The following is a 23,425-nucleotide window of genomic DNA, read 5'->3' as shown; positions in this document are numbered from 1 at the left end:
CTTGCGTTTTTTCCGTCTTGTAGCCATTTGTTTGCCACTGTTGAGCGCCTGCGCGAGCCAGACCCTGCCACCGGATCTGGCGCAGGAGAGCCTGGGGTTGCCGGACCGGTTTCGCGCGTCCGGCAGCGGCGCGGTCGAGATTCGCTGGTGGCGCAGTTTCAGCGATCCGCAAATGGATCAGCTGGTGCAGCTGGCGTTGCGCGACAACCCCGATCTGCAGGCCACTTTGTGGCGTCTGGAGCAGGCGGCGGCCGCAGCAAAAGGCGCGCGTTCCGGATTCTGGCCGCGCCTGACCGCGGGCCTGGAAAATACCGAACAGCGCCGCTCCTCTTCGGGTGATTTCGATTTTTCCGGCAGCGAGAATGAGGGCAACAGTTGGAGCGGACGGCTGGCCGCCAGCTATGAAATCGATCTCTGGGGTCGGGTGCGCGCCGGCGCGCGGGCGGCCGAGGCCGGGCGCCTGGCCGAGGAGCAGAATCTACAGACCGCCGCCCTCAGCCTGGCGGCGGAAGTTTCCGTCGCCTGGCTACAGTTGCGGGAGCAGTGGGGCCAGCGGGATCTGCTGCGCCAGCAGCTGGATACCAACCGCAAGACCCTGCGGGTGCTGGAGTTGCGCTTCGGGCGCGGTGTTACCGTCGCCGCCGATGTGTTGCAGCAGCGCCAGCTCGTGCAGCAATCTGAACAGGAGCTGCAGCAGGTCGAGTTCAATATCGAAACATTGAAGGTGCAGCTCGCGGCACTGCTCGGCGTTGCCGAACAGGCGCTGGAGGGGCAGTTGCAGGTGGTCGCCGATATGCCGAATCTGCCGGCACTGCCGGATACAGGCGTGCCGGCCCAGTTACTGTTGCGCCGTCCCGACGTACAGCGGGCACAGCGCGATCTGCTGCAGGGCTACTACCTGGCGGACCAGGCCTGGGCCGAGCGACTGCCGGTTATCAGCCTGTCGGCGATCGCCAGTGGCGGTGGCAGCTCCATCAGTGCCATTACCAAGGACTGGCTGCTGACGATCACTGCGGCCGCGGAGGGCGTCATCTTCGACGGTGGGCAGCTGGCGGCGGCGCAGGACCAGCAGGAGGCTGTGTTACAGGAGCGCTGGGCGCTCTATCGCAACACCGTGATGCAGGCGCTATCCGAAGTGGAGCAGGCGCTGATCAGCGAGCGCGCCGTGAAAGACCGCTTGGTGCACCTGCGCGAGCGGGAACGCCTGTCGGACCTGATTCTGGTGCGCCAGCGGCGAGCCTATGCGCGCGGCAGCCTCGATTTTCTCAATGTGCTTGCAGCCACCAATGAACAGCAATCGCTGGCGCGGGAAATACTGAGCGCGCGGCGCGAACTGATTGAGAACCGCGTAGCCCTCTACCGCGCACTGTCAGGGGGGCTGCCCTATGAAGACCTTCCGGCGGCGCAGCCGGTGGAGCTGGAGTTGTACCGGGAGGGGGGAAGTTAATGCTGAAAAAACTCAACTGGAATTTTGTCGTACCGGTCGCGTTGATAGTGCTCGCGCTGCTGGTTTCAAACTGGTTGATGCGGGAGAAGCCGACCCTGAGTCGCGGCGAACGCAAAGCGCCGCCGCCGAGCGTCGAGGTTGTGGTCGCCGAACGCGGCAAGTTTCCGCTGACCGTCAGTGCGCTGGGCAAGGTGACCGCACGCGAACTCGCCGAGTTGCAGCCGCAGGTAGATGGGATCGTCGAGTGGCTGGACTATGATCTTGGCCCGGGTTCGACGCTGGCAAAAAACCAGCAGCTGCTGCGTATCGAATCCGAACCCTACCAGCTGGCCCTGCAGACCGCCCGCAGTACCCTGGCCGAACGGCGCGCGGAGTTGCAGCAGGAACAGGGCCAGGGCCTGGTGGCGCAGGAGGAATATGAATTATTGGGCAGCTCTCTACCGGAGACCGACCTGGCGCTGGTTCTGCGGGAGCCCCAGTTGGCTGCCGCCAAGGCGCGGGTCGACTCCGCCGAAGCCCAGGTTCGCCTGGCGCAGCGGGATCTGCGCCTGACCCAGATTCGCGCCCCCTTTACCGCGCTGCTGGTCAGTCGCAGCGTCGATGTCGGAGATCGCGTGGCGCCGGGTACGGTGCTGTATACGCTCGCCGGTGCGGAGCGCTTCCAGATCGAAGTGGAGGTGGCGGCCGCGCAACTGGAGCGCCTGAACAGCCCGGACGCGGAAGTGCGCATACACGGCAGCCAGTGGCCCAAGGGGCAGTATCGGCGTGGTGAATTTGTGCGTGTTATTCCGGTGCTGGAGGAGCAGGGCAGGCTCGCGCGGGTTCTCGTCGAGCTGGCGGATCCCTTGTCGATCGAGCAACCGGCTGAACCGCAGCTGCTGCTGAACGATCTCGCGCGGGTGGAAATTACCGGTCGGGCACTGCGCGAACGCGTGCGCGTTCCGCTCACTGCCGTCCAGGATGGGAATAGGGTGTGGCAGGTGGTGGACAACCGCCTTGTCATCCGGCCCGTAGAAGTTGCCTTCCTGAACGGGGACTTCGCCGTATTGGAGGCTGGCCTCAGCGGCGGTGAGACTCTCGTCACCACGCGCCTGACTGCGGTAACCGAAGGCATGCCGGTGCAGATTGCCGGCCGGGAGAAGCCGGGCGGCGGCAATGGCGAGAAACCGGACCGACCGGGTCGAGGTGACAGACCGGGTGGTAAGAATCCGGCTGAAGCGCCGGAAAAAGGAGAGCGCGGATGAGCTCTGGTAGCGGAACCCGGCCGACTGTGGATACGCGTTCGGGCCCGATCGCCTGGATGGCGCACAACCATGTCACGGCCAATCTGTTGATGCTGGTGTTCATCGTCGGCGGGCTGATTTTTTCGCTGACGGTGAAAAAGGAAGTCTTTCCGGAGTTCAGCCTGGACATGGTCAGCGTACAGATCAGCTACCCCGGTGCCAGCCCCGAGGAAGTCGAGCGCGGCGTGCTGGTGGCCGCGGAACAGGCAGTGCAGGGGATCGTGGGCATTAAGGAAATGCGTGGCGCAGCCGCCGAGGGCAGTGCCAGCCTGACGCTGGAACTGGACGAGGACGCCAACGCAAACCAGGTCTATCAGGACGTGCAGCAGGCGATCGACCGCGTCACCACCTTCCCCTCGGATATCGAGCGACCTCAGGTCAGCCTGGCCGAGCGCAAGCGCGACGTGATGGATCTGGTGATCCACGGCAACCTGGACGATCGCACCCTGCGCGATATTGCCATGCAGATCTACGACAAGCTGGAGGCGCATCCGGAAATTACCCAGCTGGAAACTTCCGGCGTGCGCGACTTTGAAGTGGCGATCGAGGTCCAGCGCGATGATCTGCGCCGCTACGGCCTGTCGCTGCCGGATGTTTCACAGCTAGTGCGCAATGCCGCCGTGGATGTACCGGCCGGCGGTGTGAAGTCCGAAGCGGGCGAAATCCTCGTGCGAGTGACCGAGCGGCGCGACTGGGCAAGGGAATTCGGCAATATCGTTGTGGTGCAGGGTGTCGGCGGCGGCAACGTGTACCTGCGCGATATCGCCACTATTCGCGATGCGCTGGTGGATGAACCCCGCAACATGGTGTTTAACGGTGAGCCGGCGGTCGGTATCGATATCTTCCGCGTCGGCGACCAGACGCCGATGAGTGTCAGTGATGCGGCGCGCGAAGTGCTGGCCGATCTCGACGGCAACTTGCCACCGGGCGTGCACATCAGTATTCGCGACGACGATTCGGAGATATTCAAGGAGCGCCTGTCGTTGTTGCTGAAAAACGGATTTATCGGCCTGCTGCTGGTGTTTGTGGTGCTGGGCGCGTTTCTGGAGCTGCGCCTGGCATTCTGGGTGACCCTCGGCATCCCCACCAGCTTCCTCGGCGCACTGCTGTTCCTGCCGGCGCTCGATATTTCGGTGAATATGGTCAGCATGTTCGCCTTTATTATCGCGCTGGGTATCGTGGTCGATGATGCGATTATCGCCGGTGAAAATATTCACGAGTGGCGCCGGCTCGGATACAGCAACCTGGAGGCGGCCGTCGCCGGTGCGCGGCAGGTGGCGGTGCCTCTGACGTTTGCGATCTTGACCAATATCGTCGCCTTTATCCCGCTGATGGAACTGCCGGGGTTCATGGGCAAGATCTTCGGCATTATTCCGTTTGTGGTCGGTTCAGTTTTTATTATTTCCTGGGTGGAAGCGCTTTTTATCCTGCCGTCGCATCTGGCCCACTCGCGTCGCGGTTACAAGAATGGCTGGGCGCGGCGCTTCGCGGCGCGACAGAAAATGGTCGCGCGCAGTCTCGACCGCTTCGTGGAGGTGCGCTTTAAGCCGCTGCTGGATCTCTGTGTGCGCCACCGCTACAGCACCATCGCGATTGCCATAGCGATCCTGCTGGTGGTCGCTGGTTACGCTGCCAGTGGGCGTATGGGTTTTACGCTGATGCCCAAGGTCGAACGGGATACCGGGCGCGTTGAAGTCACCTTTCCCGCAGGCACTGCCGAGCAGCAGCTGGAGAAGGCGCGCAGGCAGATAATGGGCGCGGCTGATCGGGTGCTCGCCGAGGTGGATCGGGAAAACGTCGTGCTCGGTGTCCGCGGCCTGGTGCGGGACAATTCGGTGCAGGTGGATGTCTACCTGGTGCCGTCGGACCAGCGCGATTTCTCCACCGGGGACTTTGTGCGCAATTGGCGCCGTGCAGTGGGGCCGGTTCCGGGCGCCCTCAGTTCCAGCTTCGTGTCCGACCGCGGCGGCCCGGGTGCCGGCGCCGCACTGACGGTGGAGCTCCGCCATACCGATACACAGATTTTGGAACAGGCCGCCCAGCAGCTGGCGACGGAGCTGGAAAAATTCCCCGATGTCAGCGATATCGATGCGGGTGTGTCGCTGGGCAAACAGCAGCTGGACCTGACCCTGACCGAGACCGCCAAGAGTCTCGGGCTTTCCGCGGAGGATATCGGCCGGCAGTTGCGCGCATCGCTCTATGGCGCCGAGGCAATGCGCCAGCAGCGCGGTCGCGATCAGGTCAAGGTGATGGTGCGCCTGCCCGAGCAGGAGCGGGTAACACTGGAAGATATATCCAGCATTATGATCCGCGCCGGCAATGGACTCTGGCTGCCGCTGCCGGATCTGGTTGAGGTTGAGCAGGGGCGGGCCTACGCCACGATCAACCGCCGTGCCGGCCGCCGTGTCATGACGGTGACGGCCAATGTGGACCCGCCGGATCAGGCCACGCTGGTGACCAACGAACTCGATCTGAGCGTGGTGCCGCAACTGCAGGCCGACTTTCCCGGTTTGAGCGTTACTTATGAGGGGCGCCAGGCCGAAGAGCGCGAGGGGCTGGCATCCCTGGGGCTGACCTTCTCCCTGACAATGGCCGCGCTCTACCTGCTGCTGGCGATTCCGCTGAAAAGCTATATTCAGCCTCTGACCGTGATGGTCGCAATACCCTTCGGTGTTATCGGCGCGCTGCTGGGGCACCTGATCATGGGCTACGGACTCAGCATGGTCAGCCTGCTCGGCATGGTGGCACTGGCGGGGGTGGTGATCAACGATACCCTGGTGATGATCGAGTACGGCAACCGCTTGCGCGAAGGGGGCACCGACCTGACCGACGCCATCAAGCAGGCGGCGGCACGGCGCTTCCGCCCGATCATTCTGACCACGGTGACAACGTTTTGCGGCCTGATGCCAATGATCTTCGAAACTTCGGTGCAGGCGCGGTTTATGATTCCGATGGCGATCTCACTCGGTTACGGCATCCTCGCGGCGACCACAATTTCACTGTTGTTGGTGCCGTGTCTGTACCTGATGTTTGCCAAGGATATTCCACGACTGTTCGGCATGCTGAAAAACAATCGGAAAGTCGCCAAGGCGTAGGTAGCGCTGAGCTCCGCGTGCCGATCAAAAAAAGGGCACATCGCTGCGCTCACTCCAACCTACGCCGGATGGGCTACAATATTGTCCGCATTCCGCATTCCGCATTCCGCATTCCGCATTCCGCATTCCGCATTCCGCATTCCGATCAATCCCTGCGCAGCTCGTCCTTGATCGCGATCGGGTTGGGGAAATTCATCACCACGATGTAGGAAGACACCAGGAAGGTCAGGATAGCCGTGGCCTGGATCAGGTGCGAAGCACCGCTGCCAATCAGCTGCTGGTTAAAAGCGAGGAAGGCGATCAGCAGCGAGAATTCGCTGATCTGGCCGAGGCGGAAGCCGATATCCCAGGCCAGCACCTTGTGTTCACTCTGATTGCCGAGCAGGTAGCGGAATACTACCGGTTTGACCAGCAGCACTGCCGCCGCGGTAATCAGCGCGGGCAGGGCAATTTCCGGCACCATCGACAACTTGAACTGCGCGCCGAGACTGAAGAAGAACAGGATCAGGAAGAAATCCCGCAGCGGTTTCAGGCTCAGGGCGATGTACTGGGAGATCGGGCTGGTCGCCAGGGTAATACCGGCGATAAAGGCGCCGATTTCCCGCGACAGCCCGAGTATTTCCGCCAGCTCCGCCAGTCCCATGCACCAGCCCAGTGCTAGCAGGAAGACGTACTCGTGGAAGCGGTCGAAGCGGGTAAACAGCGGCAGCAACAGATACTTCACCACCACCCAGGCAAAAAACACCAACAGCGGCAGGGCGGCAATGGACAGCCCCAACTGCGCCACATCCACCTCGCCAGTGCTGCCGGACAGCAGAATCATCAGGCAGGTAATCGCGACGAAATCCTGGAACAACAGCAGGCCCACCATCATCTCACCCAGGTGCTTGTGGTGCAGAACCGTGGTCGGCAGTAACTTGATACCGATAATGGTGCTGGAAAACATCATCGCCATGCCGATGACCCAGGATTCGGTGTTGGTAAAACCGAATAGCTGGCCAATGGCAAAACCCAGACCGAGGAAAATCGCGCAGCTTACCAGCCCGACGAAGGTGGCCTTGCGCAATACGGAGAGAAGCGCCTGCGGCTGCATGTCGAGACCGAGCAGGAACAGCAGGAAGATAATGCCGATATTGGACATTTCCGCCAGCAGCTGCACATTGTCGATAACTGCCAGCCCCGATGGCCCGAGGAGTAGGCCCAGGGCGATATAGGCGACCAGCAGCGGCTGCCTTCCGAAGAGTGCCAGTGAGGCAACGATGGCCGCGCCGCTAAAAATCAGGAAAAACGACTGGAAGAGAGAGGTTTCTGCCACTGGACATCCTTGCGTAATGAGGCACCGGGTCCATTATCCATAGATGCGGGCGCAGCCGGAACAGCTGTGCCCGCACCTTCACCGCAATTTCACTGTTCGCCGGGGGGAATTGGCAGTTCCGTGGTGCTCTTGATCTGCTCCAGCGCGAAGTTCGAAATGATGTCGCTGATGCCCACATGGCGAATCAGCTCCTTGTAGAAGCGGTCGTAGGCGGCGATGTCGCCGACCACGATGCGCAGCAGGTAATCGTAGTCACCCGCCATCCGGTAGCAGTCCACCACTTCCGGTAGCTCCGCCATATGGGCGGCAAAGGAGTCCGCCCATTCCGGTGTGTGCTGGTCCGTTTTGACCTGGGCGAAAACCGATACCGGCAGGCCCAGTATCTCCGCATTCAGTAGCGCCACTTTGCGGCGGATGATGCCGCTTTTTTCCAGCTTCTGCACCCGGCGCCAGCAGGGGGTTTTGGTGAGGCCCACGCGCTCAGCCAGTTCCTCGATAGAGAGGCTGACGTCATTTTGCAGGATGGCAAGAAGTTGTCTATCGATCGCATCGAGTGAGGACATAATTCTACGAAGCTCCCAAAACCGCGGGGCCGTGTATCCCTGAGCGACGATTTGTGCGCCATCAATGGCGCGGTTACCCCTTGTGATAGTCCTATGCCTTGAGTGTAGTGGCCGTACCCGCCTCGCGGGGATAGTTGGGCTCTCACTTCACCCACTGATGTAACGATAGGCTCCGAATGTTCCTGCTGGTAGTGGAATTTCCTTCGCTATGTATCGGGATTGGAGGCAGGTAGGGAAGGGGGGGATTGGGGCCGCGGGAATTCCGGGCGGGGCCGCTGGCCCGCCCGGCAGTCGTGCCTTATGCGGCGTCTTTCGGCGGAAAGCGCGGCTCGAACAGGCCCAGTTCGATGGCCTCGCGCACCTTGGCCATCAGGTCGATTTCGGTCAGTTGCTGCAGCTGCTGCAGGTCGTTCAATACGTAGTAGATCGGCTGAACGATGTCGATCCGATAGGGGGTGCGCAACGCATCGAGGACGTCGAAGTCGTAGCGCTCGGGTTCGTTGCCGAGGGCGTAGAGGGTCTCCTTCGGGGATGACAGTATGCCGCCACCGTAGATACGCAGGCCGTCTTTGGTATTGAGGAGGCCGAACTCCACGGTGAACCAGTAGAGGCGGGCCAGATAGGCGCGCTCTTTCGGCGTCGCATTCAGGCCGAGTTGGCCGTACTTCTGCGTAAAGTTGGCGAATGCCGGGTTGGTCAGCATGGCGCAGTGGCCGAAGATCTCGTGGAAAATATCCGGTTCCTGCAGGTAGTCGAACTCCTCTGGCGTGCGGATAAAGGTGGCCACCGGAAACTTGCGATCGGCGAGCAGGCCGAAGAAGGTCTCGAAGCCGATCAGCGCCGGTACCCGCGCGACTTCCCAGCCGGTCTCGCGGCGCAGTACGCTGCTGATCTCTTCCAGCTGCGGGACGCGATCACGGGGCAGGTCGAGCAGCTCCAGCCCGTGCAGGTATTCGTCGCAGGCGCGCCCCGGAACCACCTGCAGCTGACGCTCGATCAGGCGCTGCCAGGTCTGGTGCTCGATTTCGGAGTAGTGGATGAAACCCTGCTCGTCAGGCTGGCGTGCCACGTATTTACTGGGTTTCTTCGCGTCTTTTTTCATGACTCAGTTGCTCCTGCGGTTGCGCAGCGAGTTGCCCGCCAGGGGCGGTGCCGGTCTACCGCTCTGTTTTGTTGTTATCTCTCCCGTATTTTTAGTCAGTGCGGCGGCGATAAGGGAGGGCGTTATGCGCACTCTTGCGGTAGCGCGTGTGCCGGCGATACACTTTCTGTAAATAATTCTTTACAGATGATCGATGAGAGTAGAGATAACTTGTGCTAACCGTGTCGGCATTTTGCATGAAATCATGCAGATTTTTGGTGAATACCGGATAAATGTGACATCCGGGGAGCTCGGCGGCGACAGTGGTGACAAAGTCTATCTGTCGGCGCCGAACATGCTGGCTACACAGTATCAGGCCATCGAGAAGTCCCTGCTGAAGGTGCCGGGAGTACAGCGGGTGCGACGCATAGCGCTGATCCCGTCGGAAAGACGGCACTTTGAACTGGACACGCTATTACGCCATGTGGCCGATCCGGTGCTGTCGGTGGATCGCGAAGGGCGCGTGATAGCGGCGAACCTGGCCGCTGCGCGCGCGTTTGGCGTCAGTCTGGACAGGGTGCCGGGGCTGCAGCTGCAGCGCTTCCTGCCATTGATGCAGGTGGCGGAGCTGTTGCGAGACTTTACCGTGCCCCGTTACGGCCTGCCGGTGCGCGTGCGTGGCCGCGCCTTTCGCATGGAGTGGTCGCCGATTCCGGTAGAAGAGAGCCCCGGGGCGGTGGATTCCCTGGCTGGCGCCGTGCTGACGCTGCAGCCGTCGGAGATGGATCAGTATGCCGCAGAGTTGCCGCGTTTGGTGGCACTGTGGGATTTCGATCGGCGCCGCGAGAGCTGTCTGCGGCTGCAAGAGCTGGCCGGCTTGGGATCGCCACTGTTAATTGCCGGAGAGCGCGGTGTTGGCAAGAGCACCTTTGCCGCGGCGCTCCACCACCTGTCGCCGGTCGCGGCCGCAGGCGATTGTCACCGCCTGTTGCCGCGCGACGGGCAGCTACAAGTGCCGGCCCATGTGCGCGGTGCCGGCACGCTGATCCTCGAGGATCTGCACCGCTTGTCCGCGACGGCGCAACTCGCGCTGTTGCGGCAATTGCGCGATCTGCCGCCGGAGCTGCGCCCCATCGCTACCTGTAGCAGTGCCGAAAAACTCGAACCGGCCCTGGCACAGCTGTTTTCGTCACTCGCGATTACACTGCCGCCGCTGCGCACTATGCGCCCGGCGCTGTCGCGCTTCACGCTGGCCATGCTGCGGCAGGAGACGCCGCAGGCCAGACCACTGAACCTGAGTGAAGAAACGCTGGCGATATTAAAACGGCACGACTGGCCGGATAATTTCAACGGGCTGCGTGACTATCTGGTGGCAGCGGCCGGTCGCTGTCTGGCGCGCGATGGTGACACCGTCGAGGTGGGCGACCTGCCGGATTTGGCGGTGCAGCCGCGATTGCCCTGGCAGGAGTGGGGGCGCGGTCTGACTTATCGGGAAATGATGGAACGCTTGGAGCGGGCACTGCTCGGCGATCTGGTCGCCGAACAACTCTCAACCCGGGAGCTGGCCAAGCGCCTCGGTATCTCCCATACCGCGGTGGCTAACAAGCTGCGCAAGTTTGGCCTGGCAAAGCCCAAGGGTTAGCGATCGATGCGGCCAATCAGCATGTCCTTGAACATGACGAAGTCCCCCAACAGGCTGTAGAAGGGATGTTTGAAGGTGGCAGGCCGGTTGTGCTCGAAAAAGAAGTGGCCGACCCAGGCAAAACCGTAGCCCGCCACAGGCACGGCAGCCATTAACAGCAGCTTGCCCGTCACAATGGCTGAGACAACCAGTGCGATAACGATGGTGGTGCCGACAAAGTGCAGCCGGCGGCAGGTCAGGTTGCGGTGCTCTTCCAGGTAGTAGGGGTAAAAGTCGCTAAAGGACGCAAACTTTTTTGTCTGTGCGGCGGTCATTCCGCAGCTCCTTATTCTTCTAATATTGGCGTCAGTGTACGGGCATTTTCTATTGTGTCCAAGTCGAGCACCGACCGGTCAAATCTGATAGTCTGCCGCAAAATTTGCCCGGGGCTTCAACCCGCACAAGACCAAGACGAGGAAGTTATGGCAGGTCCGCTCGCGCATTTGAAGGTACTCGATCTCAGCCGAATTCTGGCCGGCCCCTGGGCCAGTCAGGTGTTTGCCGATTTCGGTGCCGAGGTGATCAAGATCGAACGTCCCGAGCGCGGTGACGATACCCGCCACTGGGGGCCTCCCTACCTGAAGGACGAGCAGGGCGCGGATACCGCCGATGCCGCCTATTACCTCAGCGCCAACCGGGGCAAGAAATCCGTCACCGTGGATATCACCACGGAAGAGGGGCAGCAGCTGTTAAAAGAGCTGGCGGCGCAGTGCGATATTCTGCTGGAAAACTACAAGGTGGGTGGGCTCAAAAAATACGGCCTGGATTACGACTCCATCAGGGCGATCAACCCCGGCATTATCTATTGTTCCATCACCGGCTTCGGGCAGACCGGCCCCTACAAGAATCGCGCCGGTTACGATGCGATGATTCAGGGCATGGGTGGGCTGATGAGTATTACCGGCGTGCCGGAAGGCCTGCCCGGTGCCGGCCCGCAGAAGGTCGGTGTTGCCGTCGCCGACCTGATGACCGGCATGTACGCCGTATCGGCGGTGCTGGCGGCGGTCATCCATCGCCAGCAAAGCGGCGACGGCCAGCATATCGACCTGGCACTGCTGGACACCCAGGTGGCCTGGCTCGCCAACCAGGCACAGAACTATCTCACTTCCGGTAAGGCCCCTGTGCGCCAGGGCACTGGCCATCCGAACATCGTGCCCTACCAGGCGGTACCCTCCCGCGACGGTTACTTTATGCTCGCAGTCGGCAATGACGAGCAATTCAAACGCTTCTGCCATATCGCCGGCATCGAGCAAATCGCCGAAAACCCGGCCTATGCAACCAATGCCGCGCGGGTACAGGCACGGGAGCAGCTGGTCCCGCAAATCGAGGCGGCAACACGCCAACGGGATTCCGACTGGTGGCTGGAAAAACTCAGCGATGCCCACGTGCCCTGCGGCCCGATCAATACCCTCGATCAAGTGTTTGCGGACCCTCAAGTTCAGGCCCGGGGCATGGTGCTGGAACAGGCGCACCCGACCGCTGGCAAGGTAAAGACGGTGCGCAACCCGGTGGTATTCTCCAGGACCCAGCTCGACTATGAGCAGGGTCCTCCCGTACTGGGCCAACACACCGAAGAGGTATTGCGAAACCTGCTGGGCAAGAACGATGAGGAAATCGAGGCGCTGCAGGGTAAGGGCGTTGTCTGAAACAGTTCCAGGCTCGGCTGTCAGAGTGGTGGTGTCGAATAACGAGAGGCCCGGTTACATGGGCCCGGTTTAAGAATTGAGGGAATTTATGCTTCGCAACCTTTTCCAGTTTGTTTTTGTTGTTACCGGCTTTCTTGCCTCTCTTTCCCTGGCTGCCGATGGCCCGCAGCGGGATTACGACCTGCTGCTGAAAAATTTCCGGCTGGTGGACGTGGAATCGGGGCAGGTGCGCGACGGACAACTGCTGCTGATTGAAGGCAACAGAATTGCGGCAATTTTGCCGGCGGCGCAACAGGCAGAGGTCGCCGCAAAGGAGGTCGTGGACCTGGGGGGCAACTACCTGATACCGGGCCTGTGGGACATGCATGTCCACTTTGAAGGTCGGGACCTGATCGAAGACAACGCGCTGCTGTTTCCGGTGTATCTGGCGTACGGCATCACCGCAGTGCGCGATGCGGCCAGTGACCTGGCGCCGGAGGTCCTGAACTGGCGCACGGAAGTGGCGGAGCGCAAGCGGCTCGGTCCGCGCATTTTCACCGCCGGGCAAAAGTTTGAGGGCATAGACTCTATCTGGAAAGGCGATCTCGAAGTCGGTGACCGCGCGTCTATGCTGGCGGGTATGGACAAGCTGGAAAAGATGAACGTTGATTTCATCAAGATCACCGAAAACACCATGGATCCGCAGCTGTTCATCGACACTGTCGCCGAGGCGAACCACCGCGGGCATCTCGTGTCCACACACGTACCCTATGGCGTGAGTATCGGTGAACTGGCAGATGCCGGCCTGTCGAGTATCGAGCACGCATCCTATGTACTGCGCCTGGGCAATGCCGACGAGGCGGCCATTGCCAAAGCAGTGCGTGCGGGCGAATTGTCGAAAGAGGTGGCAGCAGAGCGCTACCGCGCGGGCTTTGATCAACGGCAAGCGATCGAGGGTTACCGGATGCTGGCGCAAAAAGGTGTCGCCGTCACGCCGACACTGATTGGCGGCCGGCAGCTGGCCTATCTCGCGGAAACGGACCACAGCGACGATGCTTTCCAGCGCTACCTGACCCAGAGGTTCATGAGCAAATACCAGTGGCGTATCGATCGCATGGCGGGCGAGGGCGACAAGGAACGCGAGGCCCGCAAGGCACGCTACCAGCTGATTGCCAGCCAGTTGCCACTGTTGGCTGACGCCGGTGTCGTGCTGCTGGCAGGGAGCGACTCGGCGGCGTTGAACACCTATGTTTATCCCGCCGAGGCGCTGCACACCGAGCTGGTATTGTTTCAGGAGGCCGGGCTGAGTCCACTGCAGGCCTTGCAGGCCGCCACGGTAAACGGCGCCAGGTTTATGGGGCAGTGGCGCGATTACGGCAGTATTGCGGAGGGCAAACGCGCCGATCTGGTGGTCCTGACCCGAAACCCGCTCGAAGATATACGGGCGACGCAGGATATCGACAGCGTCATTTCTGGTGGCACGCTGTATCGGCGGCCGAAGCTGGATTCCATGCTGGAGCAGGCGGCGCAGGCCCGGGCGAAATTGGATTCGTCCCGCGAAGCGGCGGGCCGATAAGGTAACAGACCAAAGTAATAGCTAATAGCTAATAGCTACTGGAGTGCATCCCATGCGGCTGGATCACATCAATATCAGCGCGCCGATGGAGCTGTTGCTGGAGGTACGGGACTTCTATTGTGCCGTACTCGGATTGCAGGAAGGTTTCCGGCCGGACTTCGCGCGCCGCGGATTCTGGCTCTACGCGGGCGAGCGGCCGCTGGTACACCTGGTGGAAAGCAATGTGCGCTTTGCGACAGAAGCGCCCAGCTATCTCGACCACACCGCTTTCCACACGGAGAACCTCCAGGCCGTGGTCGACGAGCTGGAATCACTGGGTGTTAGCTATACCAAGACACATGTACCCGGCGGTGACCTGCGCCAGGTATTTTTCACGGATCCTGCCGGTACGGGGATTGAAGTCAATTCGAGCCAGTAGTTTTTTGGAGATAACCGGGCAGGGAGCTTGGCGTGCTCAATAAACTCGTCGGTCAGCTGGGGACCACACTGTATGTGCAGATCTGGGAGAAGCGCATCAGGGTGACCAATATCGAGAATGGTAAAATTTTCGATGAATCTCCGCTGGTTGCCATAGAGCAGCGCAACAGGCGGCGCATTGTCGTCGCGGTTGGCAATCGCGCTTCCTCGGTAGCCGGCAAAAATATCGAAGTGATCAACCCTTTCTCCCACCCGCGTTCCTTGCTGCGCGATTTCACTGCCGGCGAAAAGCTGTTGCAACACATTTTTAAGAAGCTCACCGACCAAACACTTTTCACGCCTTCGCCGATCGTTGTACTGCAGCCGATGGAGAAAACCCAGGGCGGGCTGACAGACGTCGAGGTGCGGGCTTTCAAGGAACTGGCGCTCGGTGCTGGTGCGCGGGAGGTGCAGGTCTATCAGGGGGAGGAACTGACCCGGCATACCTTCGATTACGCCAAGGTGAAAGCCAAGATCCAGCCGCAACAGAAAGCTTCCAAGAATTCCGGTAATCAGGCGGTGCAGTGGTACCTGATTTTGCTGTGGGTTGTGTTGATCGCGCTGATGGCCGTATTTGGCGGCAGTTAGGTTTTGCGCGGCAGGCGGACGCTGCGGAAAATAAAAAGCCCCGCGGTGCGGGCTCAGGTTGCTGACAAAGTAATGCAGTCAAAAGTTAAGGCAAAGTGCCAGGACGAGTGTTTCGAACCGTCGGCGACAGGGCCGAAGGCGCCGCGAATACCTAGAGCGGCCGGACCGTCGCCGCCGGAGCTTACAGGGATGTATTCACAGCGTTTCGAAATACTCGTCCTAGTGCTTGGCCGCCACCGCACCAGCTCAGAACGGATTGCTGGTTTATCAGTAGTCTGAGCCCCGCGGCGCGGGGCTTATTTTTAGAAGGCGATGTTCTTCGGTGTGCGCGGGAAGGGAATCACATCGCGAATATTGCCCATGCCCGTCACGTAGGCCACGATACGGTCAAAGCCCAGGCCGAAGCCGGCGTGCGGCACTGTGCCGTAGCGGCGCAGGTCGCGGTACCAGTCCAGGTGTTCCTTCGGGATGTGCATCTCGTCCATGCGCTCGTCCAGCTTCTCCAGGCGCTCTTCGCGCTGGGAGCCGCCGATAATCTCGCCGATGCCCGGCGCCAGCACGTCCATCGCTGCCACGGTCTTGCCATCGTCGTTCATGCGCATGTAGAAGGCCTTGATGTCCTTCGGGTAATTCATGACGATTACCGGCTTCTTGAAGTGCTGTTCGGCCAGGTAGCGCTCGTGCTCGGAGGCCAGGTCGATGCCCCAGGACACCGGGAACTCGAACTTCTCCTTGCAGTTTTCCAGGATCTCAATAGCCTCGCAGTAGTTGATGCGCGCGAAGTCATTGTCGATGATGTTTTCCAGCCGGCTGATGGCGTCCTTGTCGATGCGCTGGGCGAAGAAGGCCATATCATCGGGGCGCTCTTCCAGTACCGCCTTGAATACGTATTTCAGCATCTGTTCGGACAGGTCGGCGATATCCGCCAGGTCCGCGAAGGCCACTTCCGGTTCCACCATCCAGAACTCCGCCAGGTGGCGGGTGGTATTGGAGTTTTCCGCACGGAAGGTCGGGCCGAAGGTGTATACCTTCGACAGCGCCAGGCAATAGCTCTCCACGTTCAACTGGCCGGACACGGTCAGGAAGCTCTCCTCGCCGAAGAAGTCCTTGCTGAAGTCGATGTCGCCCTTGTCGGTGCGCGGCAGGTTTTCCAGGTCGAGGGTGCTGACGCGGAACATCTCGCCGGCGCCCTCGCAGTCGGAAGCGGTGAGGATCGGCGTGTGCACCCAGTTGAAGCCCTGTTCGTGGAAGAAGCGGTGCAGCGCCTGGGCGATGCAGTTGCGCACGCGGGCCACGGCGCCGCTGACATTGGTGCGCGGGCGCAGGTGGGCGTGCTCGCGCAGGTGTTCCATCGTGTGGCGCTTGGGTGACATCGGGTAGGTGTCAGGGTCCTCGACCCAGCCGAGCACATGCACTTCACTGGCCAGCAGCTCGATGGCCTGGCCCTTGCCCTCGGACGCCTTGATGGTGCCCTCGATATCCACGGCGCAGCCGGTGGTCAGGCGCAGCACTTCCGACTGGTAGTTGTGCAGGCCGGCCTCGACCACCACCTGGATGGGGTCAAAACTGCTGCCATCGTGCACGGCCAGGAAGGACAGGCCGGCTTTGGAATCGCGGCGGGTGCGGATCCAGCCCTGTACGCGGGTCTTGTCGCCCTCGCGGCCGCTGGATTTCAATAGGCTGTCTACGGATTCGACTTTTACTGTCATCGCTTGTCTGAGCTCTCGCTGGTCATTGGGCGGGGCGCCCGGCAATTGCCGAAAAAGTGAGCGGCTCGCCATCGTTCGTTTACGGCGGGCATATTGACGTTTTGGCCGGGGGAAATCCAGTCCCAAGGGCGCTGGGAGCTGCACGGACGCGACATCCCTGCGCAGGCCGGGTCTCGGTCTGCGCAGGAATGATGGGTGTGAAAGTCTTGGTGTGTTAAGCGAGCCCGCGGCGGCGGAATAGTGGCAGCGGTTGATCCAGCGCGGCCTGATAGCTGTCGCTGAAGTCGCGCAGGGATTCCAGCAGGCCCGCCAGGGGCTGCTGGCCCTCGTAGGCGTACGCGTTGAAGCCGCAACGGCGCAGATAGGTGAGCTGGTCGCGCATAAAGGCACCCACCGCACGCAGTTCGCCCTCGAAACCGTAGCGTTCCCGCAGCAGCCTGCCGGTGCTGAAACCGCGGCCGTCGGCGAAAGCGGGAAAGTGCACCGCGATCAGTGGCAGCGACTTCGCATCTTCGCCGAGCAGCTCGGCACTCTCGTCGCTGTCCAGCCACACGCCGATTTCGTGGGCGCGCTCCGCGAGATCATCGCGCAGGCTGCGCCACAGTTTGTACGGCAGGATCACGTTGCCGGGCGCCAGGGAGTCGGCGGTAATTTCCACGTCGTCGTCGGCCTGGGGGAGCAGGCGCCAGGCGTTCTCTATTACCGCGCCGTCGATGATTACCTGGGCAGGGTTCTCCGGTTGCGGTGAGTTAGCTGGCTTTGGCATAGACGCTCTCCTTGAAGGGCTGCAGGCCGATGCGGTTGTAGGTATCGATAAAGAGTTCTTCCGGCTGACGCTGGCTAACGTAAATATCGAGGATCTTGCCTATCACCTCGGGGACTTCCGCGCGCGAGAAGCTGGGCCCCAGCACCTTGGCCAAACTGGCATTTTCCGAGGAACTGCCGCCCAGCTGCACCTGATAGAACTCTTCGCCTTTCTTGTCCACGCCGAGAATGCCGATATGGCCGACATGGTGGTGGCCGCAGGCGTTCATGCAGCCGGAGATATTCAGGTTCAGGTCGCCGAGATCGTAGAGGTAATCCAGGTCGTCGAATTTGCGCTGGATGGCTTCCGCCACCGGTATGGACTTGGCGTTGGCCAGCGAGCAGTAGTCGCCGCCGGGGCAGCAGATCATATCGGTCAGGGTGCCGATATTGGGTGTCGCGAAGCCGTGTTTGCGCGCGGCCTGCCAGAGTTCGAGCAGGCGGTCCTGTTGCACATCCGCCAGCACCGCGTTCTGGTCGTGCGTGACCCGCGCCTCACCGAAGCTGAATTCGTCGGCCAGGTCGGCAATGGCTTCCAGCTGGCGGTCGGTGACATCCCCCGGCGGCACACCGGTGGGTTTGGTGGACAGCTTGATGGCGCGGTAGCCCGGCACCCGGTGCGGGAAGCTGTTGCGCTCCAGCCAGCGGCTAAACGCCTTGTCACTCTCGGCCTGGGCCTGCAGCGCGGCATCGCTGGCAGTGCCGTCAAAGGCCTGGTAAGCGGGTTCGGTGAAGAAGCCTTTAGCCCAGGCCAGTGCCTCCGGAGTCAGACGGTCGACACCATCCTTGATCTGCTCCCACTCCCGCTCCACGCGGCGGCCAAATTCCTCGGCGCCGAGCGCCTTCACCAGAATCTTGATGCGCGCCTTGTACTTGTTATCGCGCCTGCCCAGCTGGTTGTAGACGCGGACGATCGCTTCCAGATAAGACAGCAGGTCTTCCTCCGGCAGAAACTCGCGGATCTGCTCGGCGATGACCGGCGTGCGGCCCTGGCCGCCGCCGACCAGAACCTGGAAGCCGATTTGTTCTCCGCGCTGCACAATCTGCACGCCGATATCGTGCAGGCGGATGGCGGCGCGATCCTGTTCGGAGCCGCTGACGGCGATCTTGAACTTGCGCGGCAGGAAGGCAAATTCAGGGTGGAAGGTAGACCACTGGCGGATCAGTTCGCAGTAGGGGCGCGGGTCGGCGATCTCGTCGCGGGCGATACCGGCATAGGGATCCGAAGTGGTATTGCGGATACAGTTGCCGCTGGTCTGGACCGAATGCATTTCCACTTCGGCCAGCTCGGCCAGGATATCGGGCACGTCTTCCAGCTGTGGCCAGTTGAACTGCAGGTTCTGGCGGGTGGTGAAGTGGGCGTAACCCTTGTCGTAGTCGCGGCTGATACGCGCCAGGCGCCGCAGCTGGGTGCTGTTCAGCAGTCCGTAGGGCACGGCAATGCGCAGCATCGGCGCCAGCCGCTGAATGTAGAGGCCGTTCTGCAGGCGCAACGGCAGAAATTGTTCTTCGCTCAGTTCTCCGGCCAGGTAGCGTTCGGTCTGGCCGCGATACTGGGCAACGCGATCGGAAATGATGGCGCGGTCCCGGTCGTCATATCGATACATAACAGCTTGATTCCATTGCCTTTTTGCGCTGATCGAGGAGACAGGGCAGGGCTCCGCAAAGTCTCCGGTGGCGCCTAACATACCAGCGGCCTTATGCAAAAAATAACAATATTTTTCGCTATAGCTGTAACTATTGGTTATAAGTCGGGGAAATTGCTGAGAGGGCGTCGCTTGCGCCACAGATCCGGATTTGCTCTACTTGACTTGCCGTTCCGCACGGTCCATCTACTTTGAATAACAATAATGAGCAATCGGAGTATTTCGATGAGTGAAGAAGTAGTTGTATCCAATAAAGACGACAACGCGGCGGATGCATTTGCCGCGGTGGCTCTGGTGGCCATTTTTGTTGTGACCTGCATTTACTGGGTAGCCACTCAGTAATTTACCCCGGACCCGGAGCTGAGCGGTACCGGGCGGGACTCCCCCTTTTCAGAATCGTTTTTCCGCCACACTTTGGGTGTTCAGGTGTATCCGGGCTGCGCCTGTTGTTGGCGCGCCGACGCAAATAGCGATCAACCCATATTGCCCAGTACCGTTTTCACGACCAGTACCAGCGTCAGCACGAACAGGGTGGTAAAGATCACGCCGGCGGCGATATAGGTCTTGATACTGCCGCCCTGGAAGTCCCGCTCCCGGTTCCTGTTGCTCTGCACACCGATGGCGGCGGCCAGGGTGCTCAGCACCACCTGGCCGAAAGAGGGTTTTTGGGGCTGTTCTTTTTCCGTCATGTGGACTCTCACTTCCGCTTTGTAGGAGCCTGCTTGCAGGCGAAAGGCTCCGGAGCTAGGCCTTATTCGCCTGCAAGCAGGCTCCCACAGATTTGTGTCCCTTGCTAGCGCATACGCAAATATTAGTCTTCCAGATTCGGGCGCAGCCAGCGCTCCAGTTCCTGCTCGCTGACTCCTTTGCGCTCCGCCAGGCTTTGTAACTGATCGCGGCCTATTTTACCGACATTGAAGTATTTGGCCTGCGGGTGGGCGAAATACCAGCCGCTGACGGAGGCCGCGGGCAACATGGCGAAGTGTTCCGTCAGGCTCACACCGGCATTTTGCTCGGCGTTCAGCAGCTTGAACAGGGTCGCCTTTTCCGAGTGGTCCGGGCAGGCCGGATAACCGGGGGCAGGGCGGATTCCCTGATAGGCTTCCTTGATCAGCTCTTCGTTGCTGAGCTGTTCGTCCGGCGCATAGCCCCAGTATTCCCGGCGTACGGCTTTGTGCAGGTATTCCGCGAAGGACTCCGCCAGCCGGTCTGCCAGCGCCTTGACCATAATCGCGTTGTAGTCGTCGTGCTTCGCCTCATACTCAGCCGCCAGCTCGTCGGCGCCCAGTCCTGTCGTCACCGCGAAACCGCCCACATAATCGGCAACGCGAGAGCCATCAGCCCTAAAAGTGTCCACCGGCGCGACGAAGTCCGCCAGTGAGCGACACTGGCCGTCACCGCCGCGTTTCTGGATCTGCTGGCGCATATGGTGCAGCCGCGCCAGTTCCTCGGTGCGGCTCTCATCCTTGTAGACGATGATGTCGTCGCCTTCGCTATTGGCCGGCCACAGGCCGAACACGGCGCGGGCGCGCAGCAGTTTCCTGTCGATAATCTGCTGCAACATCAGCTGGGCATTCTTGTACAGATCGGTGGCCGCTTCGCCGACCACCTCGTCATTGAGGATCGCCGGGAACTTGCCGGCCAGATCCCAGGAGATGAAGAAGGGCGTCCAGTCGATGGTGTCGACGAGTTTCTCCAGTGGGAAATCCTCGATCACGGTGACACCGGCCTTCAGTGGCACCGCTGCGCTGTAGCCCTGCCAGTCGAATTGCGGTGCCGCGCCCAGTGCCTCCTGATAACTGAGGCGGGTGTCGTTGCGCTTGCGGTTGGCGGTGCGGGTGCGGACCTTTTCATATTCTTCTCGCACACCCTGCACGAACGCCGGGCGCAATTCGTCGGAGATCAGGCTGCTGGCTACGCCCACCGCGCGGGAAGCATCTGCCACATAGACTGTCTGGTTGCGATTGAACTGCGGATCGATCTTTACCGCGGTGTGTGCCTTGGATGTGGTGGCGCCGCCGATCAACAGCGGGATATCGAAGCCCTGGCGTTCCATTTCCGCGGCCACGTGTACCATCTCGTCGAGAGACGGCGTGATCAGGCCGGACAGGCCGATAATGTCACACTGCTTGTCTCTGGCTGTCTGCAGGATCGTCTCACAGGGCACCATCACGCCCAGGTCGATTACCTCGTAGTTGTTACAGGCCAATACCACGCCGACGATATTCTTGCCGATATCGTGCACGTCACCTTTCACCGTGGCCATCAGAATGCGGCCGTTGGGCTTGCTCTCCTCGGTTTTCTCCGCCTCGATATACGGTTGCAGGTAGGCGACCGCCTGCTTCATCACCCGCGCGGACTTGACCACCTGCGGCAGGAACATCTTGCCCTCGCCGAACAGGTCGCCGACCACGTTCATGCCGTCCATCAGCGGGCCTTCGATTACGTCCAGCGGGCGTGTGGCTGCTGCGCGGGCGGCTTCGGTGTCTTCCACGATATAGTTGTTGATGCCCTTAACCAGCGCGTGCGCCAGGCGTTTGTTTACCGGCAGCTCGCGCCAGCTCAGGTCTTCCTTGCGCGATTGGCCGCTGCCGTCGCCGCGGTATTTTTCCGCGATGTCCAGCAGCGCTTCTGTGGCGTCCGGGCTGCGGTTCAGGATCACGTCCTCAACTTTCTCACGCAGCTCTTCTGGGAGTTCGTCGTACACCTCAAGCATGCCGGCGTTGACGATACCCATATTCAGGCCGGCCTTGATGGCGTGGTAAAGGAAGACCGAGTGAATCGCCTCGCGCACCGGGTTGTTGCCGCGGAATGAGAAGGACACATTGGATACGCCACCGGAGATGTTCGCACCGGGCAGGTTCTCGCGAATCCAGCGAGTGGCCTCGATAAAGTCGACTGCGTAGTTGTTGTGCTCCTCGATACCGGTGGCGACGGCGAAGATATTCGGGTCGAAAATAATATCCGTCGGCGCGAAGCCGACTTTGTCGACGAGAATGTCGTAGCTGCGTTTGCAGATCTCGATCTTGCGCGCGAAGGTATCCGCCTGGCCGTCCTCGTCGAACGCCATTACCACCACGGCGGCGCCGTAGCGCAGGCACAGGCGCGCCTTCTCGATGAAGTCTTCCTCGCCTTCCTTGAGGCTGATGGAGTTCACGATCGGCTTGCCCTGGATACACTGCAGGCCCGCCTCGATAACTTCCCATTTCGACGAGTCCACCATGAACGGCACCTTGGCGATATCCGGTTCGGTGGCGGCCAGGTTCAGGAAACGGCGCATGGCGACGACCGAATCGAGCATCGCTTCGTCCATGTTGAAGTCGATCACCTGGGCCCCGTCTTCCACCTGGGTGGAGGCGACCTGCAGGGCGGTATCGTAGTCTTCATTCAGGATCAGGCGCTTGAACGCCGCGGAACCGGTCACGTTGCAGCGCTCGCCGACATTGACGAACAGCGAGTTTTCATCGGCGACGTAGGGTTCCAGACCGGACAAGCGCAGGGCCGGTTTGATTTCCGGCAGCTTGCGCGGCGCAATGTCGGCCACCGCGTCGGCGATCGCGCGGATATGTTGCGGGGTGGTGCCGCAGCAGCCGCCGAGAATATTGATAAAGCCGCTGCGCGCAAACTCGGCGACAATCGCGGCTGTCTCTTCGGGCGTCTCGTCGTATTCGCCGAACTCATTCGGCAGACCGGCATTCGGGTGAGCGGACACGTGCTGGGCACAGGCCCCGGACAGCGCCTCGATATAGGGGCGCAGCTCGGTGGCGCCGAGAGCGCAATTCAGACCCACGGAGAGGGGCTTGGCGTGGGCCACCGAATAGTAGAAAGCCTCGGTCGTCTGGCCGGACAAGGTGCGGCCGGAGGCATCGGTAATAGTACCGGAAATCATGATCGGCAGCTCGAAGCCGAGTTCCTCGAACAGCTGTTGCAGCGCGTAGATGGCCGCCTTGGCATTCAGTGTGTCGAAGATGGTTTCGATCAGGATCAGGTCGCTGCCGCCCTCGATCAGCGCGCGGCCAGCCTCGACATAGTTGTCCACCAGCTGCGCGAAGGTCACGTTGCGCGCGCCCGGATCGTTCACGTCCGGGGAGATGCTCGCGGTGCGCGAAGTCGGGCCGATCACGCCGGCGACCCAGCGCGGCTTTTCCGGCGTGGAGAGCGCATCCGCCGCGCGGCGGGCGATTTCGGCGGAGACGCGATTCAGTTCCGGTACCAGGTCCTCGAGGTCGTAATCGGACTGGGACAGTCGCGTCGTATTGAAAGTATTGGTCTCGATAATATCGGCACCGGCCTCGAGGTAGTCCAGGTGGATGCGCTCGATCAGTTCCGGCCGGGTCAGGCTCAGCAGGTCATTATTGCCCTTGAGGTCCTGGTGAAAGTCGGCGAAGCGCTCGCCGCGATAGTCCGCTTCCTCCAGCTTCTCCCGCTGAATCATGGTGCCCATGGCCCCGTCCAGGATCAAAATACGCTGCTCGAGCGCGGTTTGAAGCTGTTGAAGGCGTTGGCTGCGGGACTGCTGGGACATGGGACTACCTTTAACTATTGCCGGAGGCGAG

Annotated in this window: 17 protein-coding genes; 8 read left to right on the top strand and 9 right to left on the bottom strand. The window is 61.1% G+C overall.

Annotated features, from left to right (window positions below):
- Nucleotides 1-31: 31 nt before the first annotated feature.
- From BUC36_RS02205 to BUC36_RS02195, 3 genes are read left to right on the top strand one after another with little or no spacing between them, the layout of a single operon-like run.
- Complete coding sequence (locus tag BUC36_RS02205; protein ID WP_234994864.1) at nt 32-1,447, top strand: efflux transporter outer membrane subunit; 1,416 nt, start codon at nt 32-34, stop codon at nt 1,445-1,447.
- Complete coding sequence (locus tag BUC36_RS02200; RefSeq protein ID WP_084535497.1) at nt 1,447-2,691, top strand: efflux RND transporter periplasmic adaptor subunit; 1,245 nt, start codon at nt 1,447-1,449, stop codon at nt 2,689-2,691. The genes BUC36_RS02205 and BUC36_RS02200 overlap by 1 nt, the downstream gene beginning before the upstream one ends.
- Complete coding sequence (locus tag BUC36_RS02195) at nt 2,688-5,825, top strand: efflux RND transporter permease subunit (RefSeq protein WP_073271001.1); 3,138 nt, start codon at nt 2,688-2,690, stop codon at nt 5,823-5,825. The genes BUC36_RS02200 and BUC36_RS02195 overlap by 4 nt, the downstream gene beginning before the upstream one ends.
- A 145-nt stretch (nt 5,826-5,970) precedes the next feature.
- Here BUC36_RS02195 and BUC36_RS02190 read toward each other — a convergent pair whose 3' ends face one another.
- The 3 genes from BUC36_RS02190 to phhA all read right to left on the bottom strand — a co-directional run bounded on the left by BUC36_RS02190 (nt 5,971) and on the right by phhA (nt 8,805).
- Nucleotides 5,971-7,140: a cation:proton antiporter domain-containing protein gene (locus tag BUC36_RS02190; protein WP_073270999.1), complete on the bottom strand. Its 1,170-nt coding sequence runs from the start codon at nt 7,138-7,140 to the stop codon at nt 5,971-5,973.
- Between the two features lie 89 nt (nt 7,141-7,229).
- Entirely contained in the window at nt 7,230-7,703 is a 474-nt protein-coding gene (locus tag BUC36_RS02185) for an Lrp/AsnC family transcriptional regulator (RefSeq protein WP_073270997.1), read from the bottom strand.
- A gap of 298 nt (nt 7,704-8,001) precedes the next feature.
- Nucleotides 8,002-8,805 (bottom strand): phenylalanine 4-monooxygenase, encoded by an 804-nt coding sequence (gene phhA, locus BUC36_RS02180; protein WP_073270994.1) that lies wholly within the window; start codon nt 8,803-8,805, stop codon nt 8,002-8,004.
- A gap of 244 nt (nt 8,806-9,049) precedes the next feature.
- On the opposite strand from phhA, the gene BUC36_RS02175 reads away from it, so the two are divergent.
- Nucleotides 9,050-10,426 carry a TyrR/PhhR family helix-turn-helix DNA-binding protein gene (locus tag BUC36_RS02175; RefSeq protein WP_073270992.1) on the top strand — a complete coding sequence of 459 codons (1,377 nt, stop codon included), beginning with the start codon at nt 9,050-9,052 and terminating at the stop codon, nt 10,424-10,426.
- Here the strand turns inward: BUC36_RS02175 and BUC36_RS02170 are convergent.
- Complete coding sequence (locus BUC36_RS02170; RefSeq protein WP_073270990.1) at nt 10,423-10,740, bottom strand: Mpo1-like protein; 318 nt, start codon at nt 10,738-10,740, stop codon at nt 10,423-10,425. The two genes, BUC36_RS02175 and BUC36_RS02170, sit on opposite strands and share 4 nt — an antisense overlap.
- Nucleotides 10,741-10,887: 147 nt before the next feature.
- Here BUC36_RS02170 and BUC36_RS02165 point away from each other — a divergent pair, with 147 nt between their 5' ends.
- From BUC36_RS02165 to BUC36_RS02150, 4 genes are all read left to right on the top strand, one after another.
- Nucleotides 10,888-12,111 carry a CaiB/BaiF CoA transferase family protein gene (locus tag BUC36_RS02165; protein WP_073270988.1) on the top strand — a complete coding sequence of 408 codons (1,224 nt, stop codon included), beginning with the start codon at nt 10,888-10,890 and terminating at the stop codon, nt 12,109-12,111.
- Nucleotides 12,112-12,199: 88 nt separating this feature from the next.
- On the top strand, nt 12,200-13,666 hold the full coding sequence (locus tag BUC36_RS02160) for an amidohydrolase family protein (protein ID WP_073270986.1): 1,467 nt from the start codon (nt 12,200-12,202) through the stop codon (nt 13,664-13,666).
- A 52-nt stretch (nt 13,667-13,718) separates the two neighbouring features.
- Nucleotides 13,719-14,084 carry a VOC family protein gene (locus BUC36_RS02155; protein WP_073270983.1) on the top strand — a complete coding sequence of 122 codons (366 nt, stop codon included), beginning with the start codon at nt 13,719-13,721 and terminating at the stop codon, nt 14,082-14,084.
- Nucleotides 14,085-14,116: 32 nt separating this feature from the next.
- Complete coding sequence (locus BUC36_RS02150) at nt 14,117-14,710, top strand: rod shape-determining protein (protein ID WP_073270981.1); 594 nt, start codon at nt 14,117-14,119, stop codon at nt 14,708-14,710.
- Between the two features lie 302 nt (nt 14,711-15,012).
- Here BUC36_RS02150 and asnS read toward each other — a convergent pair whose 3' ends face one another.
- From asnS to metH, 5 genes are all read right to left on the bottom strand, one after another.
- Complete coding sequence (gene asnS / locus BUC36_RS02145) at nt 15,013-16,419, bottom strand: asparagine--tRNA ligase (RefSeq protein WP_143186857.1); 1,407 nt, start codon at nt 16,417-16,419, stop codon at nt 15,013-15,015.
- Between the two features lie 214 nt (nt 16,420-16,633).
- Complete coding sequence (locus BUC36_RS02140) at nt 16,634-17,185, bottom strand: DUF934 domain-containing protein (RefSeq protein WP_073270979.1); 552 nt, start codon at nt 17,183-17,185, stop codon at nt 16,634-16,636.
- Nucleotides 17,169-18,830: a nitrite/sulfite reductase gene (locus BUC36_RS02135; RefSeq protein ID WP_073270977.1), complete on the bottom strand. Its 1,662-nt coding sequence runs from the start codon at nt 18,828-18,830 to the stop codon at nt 17,169-17,171. The genes BUC36_RS02140 and BUC36_RS02135 overlap by 17 nt, the downstream gene beginning before the upstream one ends.
- A 512-nt stretch (nt 18,831-19,342) precedes the next feature.
- On the bottom strand, nt 19,343-19,558 hold the full coding sequence (locus BUC36_RS02130; RefSeq protein ID WP_073270975.1) for a DUF2970 domain-containing protein: 216 nt from the start codon (nt 19,556-19,558) through the stop codon (nt 19,343-19,345).
- A 122-nt stretch (nt 19,559-19,680) separates the two neighbouring features.
- Entirely contained in the window at nt 19,681-23,394 is a 3,714-nt protein-coding gene (gene metH, locus BUC36_RS02125) for a methionine synthase (RefSeq protein ID WP_073270971.1), read from the bottom strand.
- Between the last annotated feature and the right edge of the window lie 31 nt (nt 23,395-23,425).

It is taken from the genome of Microbulbifer donghaiensis (genome assembly GCF_900129095.1).
Lineage (GTDB): Bacteria > Pseudomonadota > Gammaproteobacteria > Pseudomonadales > Cellvibrionaceae > Microbulbifer > Microbulbifer donghaiensis.
Note: the sequence above shows the minus strand (reverse complement) of the source record. Positions and strands in the feature narration are given on the sequence as shown.